The sequence below is a fragment of the Pseudomonas siliginis genome (assembly GCF_024072275.1).
GTDB lineage: Bacteria > Pseudomonadota > Gammaproteobacteria > Pseudomonadales > Pseudomonadaceae > Aquipseudomonas > Aquipseudomonas siliginis.
On sequence record NZ_CP099598.1, the window covers coordinates 1,817,311 to 1,830,882 of the forward strand.

At 60.2% G+C, this 13,572-nt stretch carries 11 protein-coding genes; 6 read left to right on the top strand and 5 right to left on the bottom strand.

What is annotated here, in order from left to right:
- Nucleotides 1–38 precede the first annotated feature (38 nt).
- Genes NF676_RS08625 through NF676_RS08630 form a run of 3 tightly spaced genes read left to right on the top strand, consistent with a single transcriptional unit; the run spans nt 39 to nt 1,981 of the window.
- On the top strand, nt 39–1,247 hold the full coding sequence (locus NF676_RS08625; protein WP_056783951.1) for an MFS transporter: 1,209 nt from the start codon (nt 39–41) through the stop codon (nt 1,245–1,247).
- The gene (locus NF676_RS27580; RefSeq protein WP_256584315.1) at nt 1,244–1,366 is read left to right on the top strand and encodes a hypothetical protein; all 123 of its coding nucleotides are present in this window, start codon (nt 1,244–1,246) and stop codon (nt 1,364–1,366) included. The genes NF676_RS08625 and NF676_RS27580 overlap by 4 nt, the downstream gene beginning before the upstream one ends.
- Nucleotides 1,367–1,420: 54 nt before the next feature.
- Nucleotides 1,421–1,981 (top strand): glutathione peroxidase, encoded by a 561-nt coding sequence (locus NF676_RS08630; RefSeq protein ID WP_041479535.1) that lies wholly within the window; start codon nt 1,421–1,423, stop codon nt 1,979–1,981.
- A 204-nt stretch (nt 1,982–2,185) separates the two neighbouring features.
- Here the strand turns inward: NF676_RS08630 and NF676_RS08635 are convergent, their stop codons facing one another.
- The 3 genes from NF676_RS08635 to NF676_RS08645 all read right to left on the bottom strand — a co-directional run bounded on the left by NF676_RS08635 (nt 2,186) and on the right by NF676_RS08645 (nt 4,582).
- A complete protein-coding gene (locus NF676_RS08635; protein WP_056783953.1) occupies nt 2,186–3,457 on the bottom strand; it encodes an OmpP1/FadL family transporter in 1,272 nt (423 codons plus the stop codon).
- A gap of 146 nt (nt 3,458–3,603) precedes the next feature.
- The gene (locus NF676_RS08640) at nt 3,604–4,086 is read right to left on the bottom strand and encodes a hypothetical protein (protein ID WP_041479533.1); all 483 of its coding nucleotides are present in this window, start codon (nt 4,084–4,086) and stop codon (nt 3,604–3,606) included.
- A gap of 271 nt (nt 4,087–4,357) precedes the next feature.
- Nucleotides 4,358–4,582 carry a hypothetical protein gene (locus tag NF676_RS08645; RefSeq protein ID WP_016773719.1) on the bottom strand — a complete coding sequence of 75 codons (225 nt, stop codon included), beginning with the start codon at nt 4,580–4,582 and terminating at the stop codon, nt 4,358–4,360.
- A gap of 909 nt (nt 4,583–5,491) precedes the next feature.
- On the opposite strand from NF676_RS08645, the gene NF676_RS08650 reads away from it, so the two are divergent.
- Together NF676_RS08650 and NF676_RS08655 are read left to right on the top strand one after the other, a co-directional pair.
- A complete protein-coding gene (locus NF676_RS08650) occupies nt 5,492–5,815 on the top strand; it encodes an SEL1-like repeat protein (protein WP_024012181.1) in 324 nt (107 codons plus the stop codon).
- A 175-nt stretch (nt 5,816–5,990) separates the two neighbouring features.
- Entirely contained in the window at nt 5,991–7,355 is a 1,365-nt protein-coding gene (locus NF676_RS08655; RefSeq protein ID WP_252887952.1) for a DNA recombination protein RmuC, read from the top strand.
- Between the two features lie 589 nt (nt 7,356–7,944).
- Here NF676_RS08655 and NF676_RS08660 read toward each other — a convergent pair.
- Entirely contained in the window at nt 7,945–11,415 is a 3,471-nt protein-coding gene (locus NF676_RS08660) for a hybrid sensor histidine kinase/response regulator (RefSeq protein WP_252887531.1), read from the bottom strand.
- A gap of 223 nt (nt 11,416–11,638) precedes the next feature.
- Nucleotides 11,639–12,181 (bottom strand): TetR/AcrR family transcriptional regulator, encoded by a 543-nt coding sequence (locus NF676_RS08665; RefSeq protein WP_252887532.1) that lies wholly within the window; start codon nt 12,179–12,181, stop codon nt 11,639–11,641.
- A gap of 103 nt (nt 12,182–12,284) precedes the next feature.
- Here NF676_RS08665 and NF676_RS08670 point away from each other — a divergent pair, with 103 nt between their 5' ends.
- Nucleotides 12,285–13,472 (top strand): MFS transporter, encoded by a 1,188-nt coding sequence (locus NF676_RS08670; RefSeq protein ID WP_236169163.1) that lies wholly within the window; start codon nt 12,285–12,287, stop codon nt 13,470–13,472.
- The last annotated feature ends 100 nt before the right edge of the window (nt 13,473–13,572 follow it).

The following is a 13,572-nucleotide window of genomic DNA, read 5'->3' on the forward strand; positions in this document are numbered from 1 at the left end:
CGCTCAAGCGGGTATATACCCGCGACTGGAGAATAACAATGACATCGATGTGGCGTACGTGCGGTTGGGTGTTGCTGGGGAGTGCGCTGATCCTGGCGTTGTCATTGGGCGTGCGTCACGGGTTCGGCTTGTTCCTGTCGCCAATGAGCGCGCAGTTCGGCTGGGGTCGCGAAGTGTTTGCCTTCGCCATAGCCCTGCAAAACCTGATCTGGGGCCTGGCGCAGCCGTTCACCGGCGCGCTGGCTGACCGCTTCGGCGCGGCGAAAGTGGTGCTGGTCGGTGGGATCCTCTACGCGGCGGGCCTGGTGTGCATGGGCCTGTCTGATTCGGCAGTGACTCTGTCACTCAGTGCCGGTCTGCTGATCGGTATCGGTCTTTCGGGCACTTCGTTTTCGGTCATTCTTGGTGTTGTGGGTCGCGCTGTGCCGCCAGAGAAACGCAGCATGGGCATGGGTATCGCCAGCGCCGCCGGTTCTTTCGGCCAGTTTGCGATGTTGCCGGGCACGCTCGGGTTGATCGGCTGGCTCGGCTGGTCGGCCGCGCTATTGGTGCTGGGCCTGCTGGTGGCGATGATTGTGCCGCTGGTGAGCATGTTAAAAGACAAGCCACTGCCGGTTCTCGGCCACGAACAAACCCTCTCCGAAGCGCTGCGTGAGGCCTGCTCGCATTCGGGATTCTGGCTGCTGGCGTTCGGCTTTTTTGTCTGCGGGTTTCAAGTGGTGTTCATTGGCGTGCACTTGCCGGCGTATCTGGTCGATCAGCATCTGCCAGCGAGCGTCGGCACCACGGTGCTGGCATTGATCGGGCTGTTCAATATCTTCGGCACTTACACCGCTGGTTGGCTTGGCGGACGCATGTCCAAACCGCGTCTGTTGACTGCGCTGTATCTGCTGCGCGCGGTGGTGATCGTGCTGTTCCTGTGGTTGCCGGTGACCACCACCACAGCGTATCTGTTCGGCATGGCCATGGGCTTCCTGTGGCTGTCGACAGTGCCGTTGACCAACGGTACGGTGGCGACCTTGTTCGGCGTGCGCAATTTGTCCATGCTCGGTGGCATCGTCTTTCTGTTCCATCAGCTCGGCTCATTCCTTGGTGGCTGGCTGGGCGGGGTGGTGTACGACCGAACCGGGAGTTATGACTTGATCTGGCAAGTGGCGGTTCTCTTGAGCCTGCTCGCGGCGGCGTTGAACTGGCCGGTGCGCGAGCGTCCGGTGGCGCGCCTGCAAGCTGCGGCGAGCGCAGCATGAGCCGGATCTGCGCGCGATTCGCGCTGACCGCACTGGCTGCAGCGCTGTTGGCGCTGGTGTGGTGGGGCTGGCAACGCGGCGGTCTGGCGCTGATGCAGTTGGGCATGAGCATTTGCTAGATCGCAGCGTGGCGAGTAACGTCGAAGCCTGATGACTGCCCAAGGAAATTCGACATGTTGATGCGCTGGTGTGCTGTTCCCGCGTTGCTGATGGCGTTGACTGGTCTGGCCCAGGCCGCCGACTGTCCTGAGCTGCTGCAAGGCTCGCTGCCCAAGCTGCGCGCCAAGGAATCCATCGATCTGTGCAAGCAGTACGCCGACAAGCCGCTGGTGGTGGTCAATACCGCCAGCTTCTGCGGTTTCGCGCCGCAGTTCGAAGGCCTCGAGGCGCTGAACAAGCGCTATAAGGATCAGGGGCTGGAAATGCTCGGTGTGCCGTCGAATGACTTCAAGCAGGAGTCCAAGGACAGCGCGGAAACCGCCAAGGTCTGCTACGCCAATTATGGCGTGACCTTCAACATGACCGAGCCGCAGAAGGTCCGCGGCGATGACGCCACGCATCTGTTTCAGGTGCTGGCCGCGCAGAGCAATGCGCCGAAGTGGAACTTCTACAAGTATGTGGTCGACCGGCAGGGCAAGGTCGTGGCGAGTTTTTCCAGCTTGACCAAACCGGATGACCCCGAGTTTATTGCCGCGATCGAAAAGGCGATTGCCTCCAAACCGCTGAAGCCCTGAAGCCTTGTGATGGTCCTGTAGGAGCTGACGAGTGCAACGAGGCTGCGATCTTTTGTTCTTGAAATTCCAGGATCAAAAGATCGCAGCCTCGTTGCACTCGTCAGCTCCTACAGGTTTGTTCGATGCCCAGGCATGAAAAAGCCCCGCCTCTGTAAAGAGAGCGGGGCTTTTTCTTGGGCGAGGGGTTAGCCTCGCCACGGTGCATCAGAAGCGGTATGTCGCGCCGACACCGAAGCCGTTTGCCGAGTTTTCATACTTGGCATCGTAAGTCTGGCCACGCGCGTTTTCGTTGCGGATGTTGACCGACTCTTCTTTCAGGTACGAGTACGCGACGTCGATGGTCAGGTCGTCGGTCGGGCTCCAGCCGGCACCGATACTGAAGATGGTGCGGTCGCCAGTCGGGATACGCGGCGAGCGGTCTTCGTTATTGGTTGGCGACTGGTCGAAGGTCAGACCGGTACGCAGGACCCATTCCTTGTTCAACTGGTACGAGGTACCCACGGCATAGGCCCAGGAGTCATGCCAGTTCTGGTCTTCGTTGATCGAACCGAACTGACCGGCCAGCAGAGGCTGCACGCCGGAGTTCTTCACGGTGATCTTGTCCAGCTGGCTCCAGCGGGTCCAGGTGGTGCCGGCGTAGACGTTCCAGCGATCGTTGATCGCCTGGGTGACCGACAGGTCCACGGATTCCGGCGTGGTGATCTTCAACGAAGCGTCGTACTTCTGGTTGGCGCCAACGCCCACCAGCGCCAGAGCGTTGTAGTTGACCTTGGTGTCGCCTTCGAGCTTGTAGTCGACCTTGGAGTGATAGGTCAGGCCGACACGGGTGGTGTCGGTGGCCTGGACCAGCAAGCCGACGTTGTAGCCCAGCGCGGTGTCGTCACCCTTGATCTTGACCTTGCCGTCCGGCAGTGCCTGGGTGATCGACAGGTTGGATTCCAGCGAGCCGTCGATGCGGTTGATGGTCGGGCCGAAACCGATCGACACCTTGTCGTTGAAGGCGTAGCTGACGGTTGGCTGGAAAGTGATGACTTGCACTTCGGACTTGCTGCCGAAGTAACGACCGGCGAAGCCGTTTTCGTAATCCGTGATCAGGCCGAACGGTACGTACACACCGAGGCCGAATGCCCAGTGATCATCGATCGGTTTTACATAGAAGCCCATCGGTACGGCAGTGAGGGGCACCATGTCGCCTTTGTTGCTGCCGCCGTTCGGGCTGGAGCTGGTATCGCTGATATCGGTATGCGCGTCGACCAGGGCGACGCCGCCGGTGACTTGTTCGCGCTTGATGCGCGCCATGCCGGCCGGGTTGCCATAAACAGTGCTTGCGTCGTCGGCAGAAGAAGATCGCCCGGCAAAACCAGTCCCCATCCCACTGATGCTTTGTTCGTTGAGGGCAAAACCTGCCGCGAAGATTTGTGTGGAGGCAAGGGTAACGGCGAGGCTAAGGGTGGTTTTGAGCATGACTTTTTTCATTATTAGAACTCCTGGTGATCACCGGGGCGAAAATTACCAACATTTTCGTCCCAGCGCTATAGCCTGTATGCCTTGAGTTAGAGCGGTTTTGTAGGACAATCCGACCAAAATGGCGACTTGTTGCGAGAACTTGTGAAACCGCCCGGTCAGCAAGCGACCTGATTCAGCGGTGAAACACAGGTTTGCCAAGCGCAGGTGAAGTCGCGCAAACGGCCTTGCGGTTGAAAGGTCTGGCGCCAGATGCGCGCCATGCCGAGCAGGTCGGTCGGAGCGGGGAGGGTGGGGTTTTGTTCTTCTACCAGCAGCCAGGCGATGGCCGTGGCGTAACGCAGGTTGACGGTCAGTTCCAGATGCGGGCCGCTGAGGAACGCATGCTGACTGGCAAGGCCGCGCACCAGGCTGGCGCGCTCCGGATCGAGCGCCAGATAATCATCCCAGAGGGCCTGATGCCGATGCTCGGCAATCCGGTAGAGGCCATGGCCACGGCGGTCATGCAGGGCAGACCCGAGGGCGGACTGGCTGGCGGCGATACCCAGCAGCAGGGATTCGGCAGTTGCGCAGTGGCGTCCCAGATAAATCAGCGTGGGACGGATCACATAGCGGCACAGTTCGCTGGCAGCGATACCCATAACACCCTCGGTTCTTGTTGTTGAGGGCGAGTCCTGAAGGGGCCTTGGCAGCAGTGGATCGACTCAGGCTCGCCGCAAGCGGGTCAAGCCGCTTGAGTTGAAGTGTAGTGTCATATTCAGCGTGTAAAGGTCTGTTTTTAAAATATTTCCGCCATCGCATCCCAGGCGTTAGATCGGAACATGCTTAGAAGCGCAGCGCTAAAAGTGAAATATCAGGCAATAAAAAGCCCCGCTTTTCAGCAGGGCTTTGCTTTTGCAGCCTGTCCGGCTTTCAGGCAACCAGTGCCTGACGGGTACGCTCAATCACGGCCTGCAGCGGTTCGGCGCTGGAGTATTGATCGGGGTACAGACGCTCGCTGTGACGAGCGATGCCGTGTTCATTGACCACGGTGAAGCTGAAGCAGCCTTTACGAGCGGCCATGATCAGGCAGTTCATTGGAGCAAAAGCGTTGGTTAGGGTGCGAATGGCATCCTGAGTCTGGATTTGAGTAGACATAGTTATTAGGTGTTCCTACAAATGACACGGATAAGAACCGTGCAACGTTAAAACGTTCCAGTAACGTTGATCACCATTGATCGAACGAAGAACCCGACTGGAACAAAGCAGCCAGTTTGAAGCGCTGATAAGTGAGCGCGCTTGGGCTGGCAGGTAGGTACTTAGGAGGACAGGCATCACAGCGAGGGCAAAGGTTCTGGGCCCGGGGTGAAGATCCTGATCAATTTGCAGGTTGGTTCGGTCAGAGTAAGTGTTCTTCGCAACGCCCTTTGCTTTCGTTCAAAGGCAGCGTCGTCGCAAGAGTTACCTGGAAACCATCGAGGGGTCGTTCCCGCTTTTTTCGGCAGTGTCTTCCTGTTGGAAGTTGACCGTGGGAGATGTTCGACCGGAATTGACTTTCAGCTTGGTACTAACGCTGCGGATAGTAACGGATTCGTTCGGGCGAAGCAAACCCCATGACGAAAAAAGCTTCGCACGGAATGGTCGTGTCACACCGTCCGTCGGCGTGCATGCTTTTCGCAGAGCCTTTCGGTCGTTCGCAGCTGCGCAAAATGACCCGAAAAAGCGCACGTATATAACCGGCGCACAGGTACTTGTACACATTAGTTGCGCAGAGCGTAACGCAACTGTCACATCGATCCTGACTCCAGTCGCTGCCTGTATCAAAAGTTTAAGTCAATGAAAAATATCGTCTTTTTTTGTTGGTGAAAAAATCGTCAGTTTGACTGCGAGCCCCATTCCATAAGGCTTTGCGAGGATCACAGAGCGGTTGTCCACTGACTTATCCACAGCTTCTGTGGATTGTCCCTAGCGCTTGCTCTAGGACGGGCGTGCCGGGTTTTTTTCGACTTTACCTGTAAGAAAAAGAGAGTAAAGTGGCGCGCCTTCCGATCTGTCCCGCAGTGCTTTATGAAGTTTCGCTCAGTATCAGACTCTGTTACCTCCAATCCGACCTCTGTTACCGCTCCCAAGCGTTTTTCCGTACGTGTGGCTGAGTGGCTGCTAGATGCGCCGCGCCTGAGCGACAGCCCCAGCGCCAAACACCTCGCGGGCCGCCTGCTCAAGCAACCGGCCCGTGAAGGTGTAGTCGCTGCGCAAAGCCGTCTCGGCCAATTGATCTGCCGTGAGTGCGGCAATGCCCGTGACCGGCGTATCGGCCAGGAGCTGCTGCGTCAGGCCGCCCGCGCCGGCGACCGTCGCGCACAGCAGGAACTCGGTCTGATCGAAGACTGAGCTGTCCAAGCCCAGACACCTTGGTTAACCTTCAGGCTTTATCCGATTGGCAGGAGTCGCTATGGCTATGGACTTGACCAGCATATTGCTTGGTCTTGCGGCAGCAGGGGTGCCGCTGCTGGCGCTGGCTTGGCAACTGCAACGCCGGGCCAGCAATGCCCAAGCCGATCTGGCCTTGCTCGAAGAGCGCCTGGCCATGGCGCAACTGGCCCAGGACGGCCTCACCGCGCAGCTTGAAGCGAGCCGCGACGAGATCGCCGACCTCGGCCAGGCCAACGCTGCCAAACAGGCAGACCTCGCCGCCCTGCGCCGCGAAGTTGAATTGCTGCAGATCGAGCGCGATGACGCCCGCGATGCCTCCCACGCCTGGAACCTCGAACGCGCCAACAAGGACGCTGAGTTGCGCCGCCTCGACGCCCACGCTGCCTCGCTGAGTGCCGAACTGCGAGAGCAACAGGAAAGCCATCAACAACGTCTCAACGACCTGCAAGGCTCGCGCGATGAGTTGCGTGCGCAATTCGCCGAGCTGGCCGGCAAGATCTTCGATGAGCGTGAGCAGCGCTTTGCCGAAACCAGCCAGCAGCGGCTCGGGCAGTTACTCGATCCGTTGAAAGAACGCATCCAGTCCTTTGAAAAACGCGTGGAAGAAAGCTATCAGGCCGAAGCCCGCGAGCGCTTCTCGCTGGCCAAGGAGCTGGAGCGTTTGCAGGCATTGAACCTGCGCCTGAGCGACGAAGCGACCAACCTGACTCGCGCGCTCAAGGGCCAGAAAACCCAAGGCAATTGGGGCGAACTGATCCTCGAGCGCGTTCTTGAGCATGCAGGTCTGGAGAAGGGCCGCGAGTACCAGACCCAGGTCAATCTCAAAGGCCCGGACGGTGAACGCTTCCAGCCCGATGTGATCATTTATCTGCCCGGCGACAAGCAAGTCGTGGTCGACTCGAAAGTCAGCCTCACGGCCTATCAACAATATGTTGCGGCCGATGACGACACCCTCGGACAGATCGCGATCAAGCAGCATGTATTGTCGCTGCGCAATCATGTCAAAGGTTTGGCCGGCAAGGATTACAAGCGTCTGGAAGGCCTGCACAGCCTCGATTTCGTTTTGTTGTTCGTACCGATCGAAGCGGCATTTTCCGCTGCGTTGCAGGCTGAGCCTTCGCTGTTTCAGGATGCTTTCGACCGCAATATCGTGATTGTCAGTCCGACTACGCTGTTGGCTACGCTGCGGGTGATTGACAGTCTGTGGAAGCAGGAACGGCAGACCCAGAATGCCCGGGAAATCGCTGAGCGGGCGGGTTGGCTGTACGACAAGTTCGTGTTGTTTATTCAGGATCTGGACGAAGTGGGCAATCGTCTGCAGCAACTGGACAAGGCTTACAGCTCAGCGCGCAACAAGCTGACAGAGGGGCGCGGTAATCTGGTCAGCCGCAGTGAGCAGTTGAAGTTGCTTGGGGCGCGGGCGAGCAAGAGCTTGCCGGCGGATTTGCTGGAGCGGGCGATGACGGATGTTGATGGGTTGGTTGAGTTGCCTGAGTAGGCGTCGTTTTTGGGCTGATTGGGGGCATATCCGTTGCTGCGGGCGTGGCGGCTGGCGGTTTCGCCCTTACGGCGAGTCACCTTTTTCAAACGCCAAAAAGGTAACCCAAAAGGCTTGCTCCTACGTTCGGCCCTCGCAGGCTCGGGTCCCTTCGCTCCGGGATCGATCCGGGCGCAGCGGCTACGGTTTGCTTCGCTGCACCTCCTTCCGCTGTGTCTGGCTGCGCCAGACGGTCGCTGCGCTCCCACGCCCGGATCAATCCCTCCACTCAGCCTTCCGACGTCGCCGGTGGATCAAGATCAAAAGCACTCGAGCTTGCGCTCATTGTTGAGTGGGGCGGCTTCGCCGCGGGCAGCTGCGCTGCCTTGCTTTTGCTTTTGTGGGAGCGAGCCTGCTCGCGAAGGCAATCTGCCGACCAACCATTTCACTCAGATATCGACGGTCCAACTGTAGGAGCTGCCGAAGGCTGCGATCTTTTGCTCTTGCTCTTGCTCTTGCTCTTGCTCTTGCTCTTGCTCTTGCTCTTGCTCTTGCTTTTGCTGTTCTGTGGGAGCGAGCCTGCTCGCGAAGGCGTCTGCAAGGTTACCTTCTACAACGGCAAATACCGACTCAGCAGTGCCCGCAACGCCGCCGGCTTCACCGGTTTGGCCAGATAATCCAGGCCCGCCGCATGCACTTGCGCTACGGTCTCCGGGCGTCCATCCGCGCTGATGACCACGCCGGGCACGGGTTCACCCAGGCGCGTGCGCAACCACGCCATCAGCTCTGTGCCGGTATCGCCGTGGTCGAGGTGATAGTCGACCAGCGCCAGTTGCGGCCGCACACCTTCATTCAATATCGCTGCGCATTCTTCGCGATTGCGCGCCGTCCACACTTGGCAGCCCCAGCGGCTCAACAGGCTGTTCATGCCGATCAGGATGCTGTCTTCGTTATCGATGCACAGCACCTGCGCGCCGCTGAGCATTTTGCTGTTCGGTTCGACCGAGGCGCTCGCCGCAGGTGTTTGCGTGCGCGCCAGCGGTACCGTCACGCTGAATACACTGCCGCGCCCCGGCCAGGAACGAACGCGCAAGGTATGCCCGAGCACGCGGCACAAGCCGTCAGCGATCGCCAGACCCAGGCCCAGGCCTTTTTCGGCGCGGGTCTGGTGGCTGTCGAGGCGTTTGAATTCTTCAAAAATTACCTGCTGCTTGTCTTCCGGAATGCCCGGGCCGCGATCCCAGACTTCCAGACATAACTCACCACCGCGCCGACGCACGCCCAGCAGCACCGGGCCTTTGGCGTAGCGGAACGCGTTGGTGAGGAAGTTTTGCAGAATCCGCCGCAGCAGTTTGATGTCGCTGTCGATGCGCAATTGACTGCCACGCACCCGGAACGTGAGTTTTTGCTCTTGGGCCAGTGCCTTGAATTCCGCGCCGAGGGTGTCGAACAGTTCGTTGACGGCGAAGGCTTTGCGATCCGGGTTGATCTTGCCGTTTTCCAGGCGGGAGATGTCCAGCAGATCGCTGATCAGGTCTTCCGCCGAGCGCAGCGAGCTGTCGAGGTGTTGCACCAGCTGCTGCGCCTCTGCGCTCAAGCCTTCGTTCTGGTGGGAGAGGGCGGCGGAGAACAGCCGTGCGGCGTTCAGCGGTTGCATCAAGTCATGGCTGACAGCGGCGAGGAAGCGGGTTTTCGACTGGTTGGCCGCCTCGGCATTGCCCTTGGCTTCGGTGAGCGCGACGTTGAGTTGCGACAGTTCCTGGGTACGCTCGCTGACCCGTTGTTCCAGCCCTTCGTTGGCCTCGGTCAGCGCCTGTTCGGCTTCGCGGAACGCGGTAATGTCGGTGAAGCTCATGACAAATCCGCCGCCGGGCATCGGGTTGCCGATCAGCTCGATCACCCGGCCATTGGGGAACAGCCGTTCGGAAGTGTGCGCGCGGCCTTGACGCATCCAGTGCAAGCGTCGCGCGACGTGCACTTCCGCTTCGCCGGGGCCGCACAAGCCGCGTTCGGCGTTGTAGCGAATGATGTCGGCAATCGGCCGGCCGACGCTGATCAGGCCGTCGGGGTAGTTGAACAGCTCCAGATAACGCCGGTTCCACGCCACCAGTTTCAGCGACTGGTCGACCACGCTGATGCCCTGGGTGATGTTCTCGATCGCGCCTTGCAGCAGCGCTCGGTTGAACTGCAGCACTTCCGAGGCTTCGTCAGCGATTCGGACTACGTCCTCCAGCTGCATTTCCCGACCTTCGATGGCGGCTTTTACTACAGCGCGCGTCGAAGAAGCGCCGAGGACACCGGCGAGCAAACGTTCGGTATGGGCGATCCATTCACTGTCGGCGTTCTGGTTGGGGTTGAAGCCCTTGCCCTGACGGTAGGCGAAGCGAATGAAGCTCTGCCGCGCGCGTTCTTCGCCGACAAAACGCGCCGCCAGTTGCAGCAGATCGTCGATCTGCACCGCCAGCATTGAACGAGCATTAGGCCGCGCGCTGATTTCCTGACCGATGAAACGCCCGGCCTGCCAGTGCTCGGAAACCCGCGTGCGCGACAGCACCGAGACCCAGGCGAACAGGGTGAAATTACCGGCCAGCGACAGCACCACGCCTTGGGTCAACGGGGTGATCGGCAGGTTCAGCGGATTGCTGTGCAGCCACGCCAAGCCGGGGAAGCTCGCCAGTGACCAGCCGAGACTGTGCGCGGCAATCGGCAGCACCAGCGTGTAAAACCACAGAAACGTCCCGGTAGCGAGCCCGGCGAACACGCCACGGCGGTTGGCCTGTTTCCAGTACAGCGCGCCAAGCATGGCCGGCGCCAGTTGCGTCACCGCCGCGAAGGCGATCTGGCCGATGGTCGCCAGGCTCGCGGTCGAGCCGAGCAAGCGATAACTGACGTAGGCCAGCAGCAGAATCACCACGATGCTCACGCGGCGCACCGAGAGCATCCACTGGCGGAACACCTCGAACGGGCGCTCGGCGTTGTTGCGGCGCAACAGCCACGGCAGCAGCATGTCGTTGGAGACCATGGTCGACAGTGCGACGCTGGCGACAATCACCATGCCGGTCGCTGCCGATGCGCCACCGATAAACGCCAGCATCGCCAGCGCCGGATGGGCCTGGGCCAGCGGCAGGCTGATCACGAACGAGTCGGGCAGCACGTGGCTGGGCAGCATCATCTGACCGGCAAGGGCGATCGGGACTACAAACAGTGCGGCCAAAGCCAGATAGGCGGGGAAGACCCATTTCGCCAGTCGCAGATCCTGCGGGTCGATGTTCTCCACCACGGTCACGTGAAATTGCCGGGGCAGGCAGATGATCGCCATCATCGCCACGCCGGTCTGCACCACCATCGACGGCCAATTAATCGTTTCCTTCCAGTACGCCTCAAGGCGCGGGGCGAGCATCGCCTGATTGAACAGGTCGTCGAAACCGTCATACAGGCCGTACGTGACGAAGGCGCCGACGGCGAGAAAGGCGAACAGCTTGACCAGTGATTCGAAGGCAATCGCCAGCACCATGCCACGGTGGTGTTCGGTGGCGTCGAGGTTGCGCGTGCCGAAAACGATGGTGAACAACGCCAGCACCAGCGACACGATCAGCGCCGTGTCTTGAGCGCGGGTGCCCATGGCATCGGCGCCGGCGCCGATCAGCAGGTTCACGCCAAGGACAATGCCTTTGAGTTGCAGGGCAATATAGGGCAACACGCCGACCAGACAGATCAGCGCCACAACCACCGCCAGCGATTGTGATTTGCCGTAGCGCGCGGCGATGAAGTCGGCGATGGAGGTGATGTTCTCCTGTTTGCTGATCATCACCATTTTCTGCAGGACCCACGGCGCGCCGACCAGCAGCAGGATCGGCCCGAGGTAGATCGGCAGGAATGACCACAGTTGTTCCGCCGCCTGACCGACCGCGCCGAAGAACGTCCAACTGGTGCAGTAAACCGCCAGCGACAGGCTGTACACCCAAGCGCGCACCCGTGGCGGCAACGGCGTGCTGCGACGGTCGCCGTAGAAGGCGATGGCGAACATGATGGCCATGTAGGCCAGGGCAACGACGGCGATCAGCCCGGTGGACAACGACATGCAGCACTCCCGACAAAAGACTCCCCGGCACTCCTGCCCGGGCGGACAGTCTCGCACGCGCGCGGCGGTTAGTCAGTGTCGACCAAGGTCGTGGCGTGGCGGGGTGTCGCAGGCGGGGTACCGGGTGGTTTTTGTGGTGCCCGGGCGTGCCTCTTCGCGAGCAGGCTCGCTCCCACTTTCTGGAATGCATTCCCTTGTGGGAGCGAGCCTGCTCGCGAAGGCGTCAGTCCTGCCGCAATGCAATATCGATCAACCGATGCAACTCATCCACCTCCAGCGCCGTGGCCGAAAACAGAATCCGGAACACAACCGGCGCCACCATCAGATTGATCAAGCGATCGACACTCGGCGCCTTCTCATGCGGATAGCGATCGACAATGGTCTGCAACTGCGCACCAATGATCGCCACGCAATAGCCCGGCGTAGCGCTGGCCTGCACGTCGCGCATCATGTTGCGCCCGACCTCCGAGCTCATCTCGTCGAGATATTGCTCGGCCCAGGCGCGGATATCGCCGCGCAGGCTGCCAGTGTTCGCCGGCTCGCTGTCCGGGCGCATGCGGGCGAGGGCGACGTCCGCCAGCAGCGCCGCAAGATCACCCCAGCGGCGGTAGATCGTCGACGGCGTAACCCCCGCGCGGGCGGCAATCTGCGGGACGGTCACGGTGGAGCGTTCCTGCTCTTGCAGCAGCGCATTGACCGCCGAATGAATCGACTCCTGCACCCGGGCACTGCGGCCACCGGGGCGTAAACCTTCTTTAATAGCCATGCGGCAGACCTTAACACAAAGAATTTGCTTTAAGCGCTGGGCGGTAGCACACTGCGCAAAAGCAAAAAATTAGCTTTTGCGGAGTATGCCCATGACCAGCCCCTTGAATAGTGTCGCTTCCCACCGGTCCAGCTTGTGGTTTCTGGCGATCACCTTACTCAGTTTTCTCGCCGCTTCCACCGCGCCGACGCCGTTGTATCACTTGTATCAGGATCAGCTGCATTTCTCGGCAGCGATGTTGACGCTGATCTTCGCCGTTTACGCTTTCAGTCTGTTGGCGGCGTTGCTGACGGTTGGTTCGCTTTCCGACCATCTCGGACGCAAACCGGTGATCTTCAGTGCCGTGCTGCTCAATGCGCTGGCGATGCTGCTGTTCATTTATGCCGACAGTGTGTCGTGGTTGATCAGCGCACGGGTGCTGCAAGGTTTCGCCACCGGCATGGCCACTGCCGTATTGAGTGCAACGCTGCTCGACACCGACCGTCAGCAGGGGCCGCTGATCAACAGTGTTGCGCCGTTACTCGGGATGGCTCTGGGCGGTTTGGGCTGTGGCTTGCTGGCAGAATTCGCACCGGCGCCGTTGCAGCTGACCTATTGGTTACTGTTGGCACTGTTTGTGTTGCAAGGCGTGTATGTCTGGCGCCTGCCGGAAAGTGTCTCGCGGCAAGGTGGGGCGCTGGCGTCGTTGCGGCCGACCCTGCACGTGCCGGTGCAAGCGCGTTCAACGTTGTGGCGAGTGCTGCCGCTGAACACCGCAACCTGGGCGCTCGGAGGTTTTTATGCCTCGCTGGCACCGTCGTTGGTGCGCACGGCCACTGGCTCTTCCTCCAATCTGATCGGCGGCGCTACGGTCGCGGCGCTCACCGTGACCGGTGCGTTGATGATTTTCATGATGCGCAATCGTCCGGCCGCTCAGGCGTTGCGGCTGGGTGCGAGCTTGCTGCCAATCGGGCTGGTCCTGATGCTGCTCGGTGTGCATGGCGCCAGTCTGTCGTTGTTTTTCTTCGGCACCCTGGTCGCCGGTTGCGGCTTCGGTTCCGGTTTCCTCGGTGCGGTGCGCAGTCTGGTGTCGCTGGCTTTGCCGCATGAACGAGCCGGGTTGATGTCGGCTTATTACGTGCTCAGTTATCTGGCGTTCTGTCTGCCGGCGCTGCTGGCCGGGCATCTCGCTCGCAGTTTCGGGTTGCTGGCGACCACTGATGGTTACGGCGTTGTATTGATCGTGCTGGCCGTGGCTGCGCTGCTGCTCAGTCTGCGTCCGCAGACAGGCAGAGTTTGCAGCGCTCCTTGAGCGCGTGTAGGCACTTATCTGCAAAACAGATAACAGTTAGAGATATTACCCGTTATATCGATATTCGATTCGGATCTACCATGGACTCCACCTCACCAGA

Bases quoted from the DNA above. Each gene is read 5' to 3' on its own strand.
- NF676_RS08625 (WP_056783951.1), top strand. From the start codon at position 39: ATGACATCGATGTGGCGTACGTGCGGTTGGGTGTTGCTGGGGAGTGCG.
- NF676_RS27580 (WP_256584315.1), top strand. From the start codon at position 1,244: ATGAGCCGGATCTGCGCGCGATTCGCGCTGACCGCACTGGCTGCAGCG.
- NF676_RS08630 (WP_041479535.1), top strand. From the start codon at position 1,421: ATGTTGATGCGCTGGTGTGCTGTTCCCGCGTTGCTGATGGCGTTGACT.
- NF676_RS08635 (WP_056783953.1), bottom strand. From the start codon at position 3,457: ATGAAAAAAGTCATGCTCAAAACCACCCTTAGCCTCGCCGTTACCCTT.
- NF676_RS08640 (WP_041479533.1), bottom strand. From the start codon at position 4,086: ATGGGTATCGCTGCCAGCGAACTGTGCCGCTATGTGATCCGTCCCACG.
- NF676_RS08645 (WP_016773719.1), bottom strand. From the start codon at position 4,582: ATGTCTACTCAAATCCAGACTCAGGATGCCATTCGCACCCTAACCAAC.
- NF676_RS08650 (WP_024012181.1), top strand. From the start codon at position 5,492: ATGAAGTTTCGCTCAGTATCAGACTCTGTTACCTCCAATCCGACCTCT.
- NF676_RS08660 (WP_252887531.1), bottom strand. From the start codon at position 11,415: ATGTCGTTGTCCACCGGGCTGATCGCCGTCGTTGCCCTGGCCTACATG.
- NF676_RS08665 (WP_252887532.1), bottom strand. From the start codon at position 12,181: ATGGCTATTAAAGAAGGTTTACGCCCCGGTGGCCGCAGTGCCCGGGTG.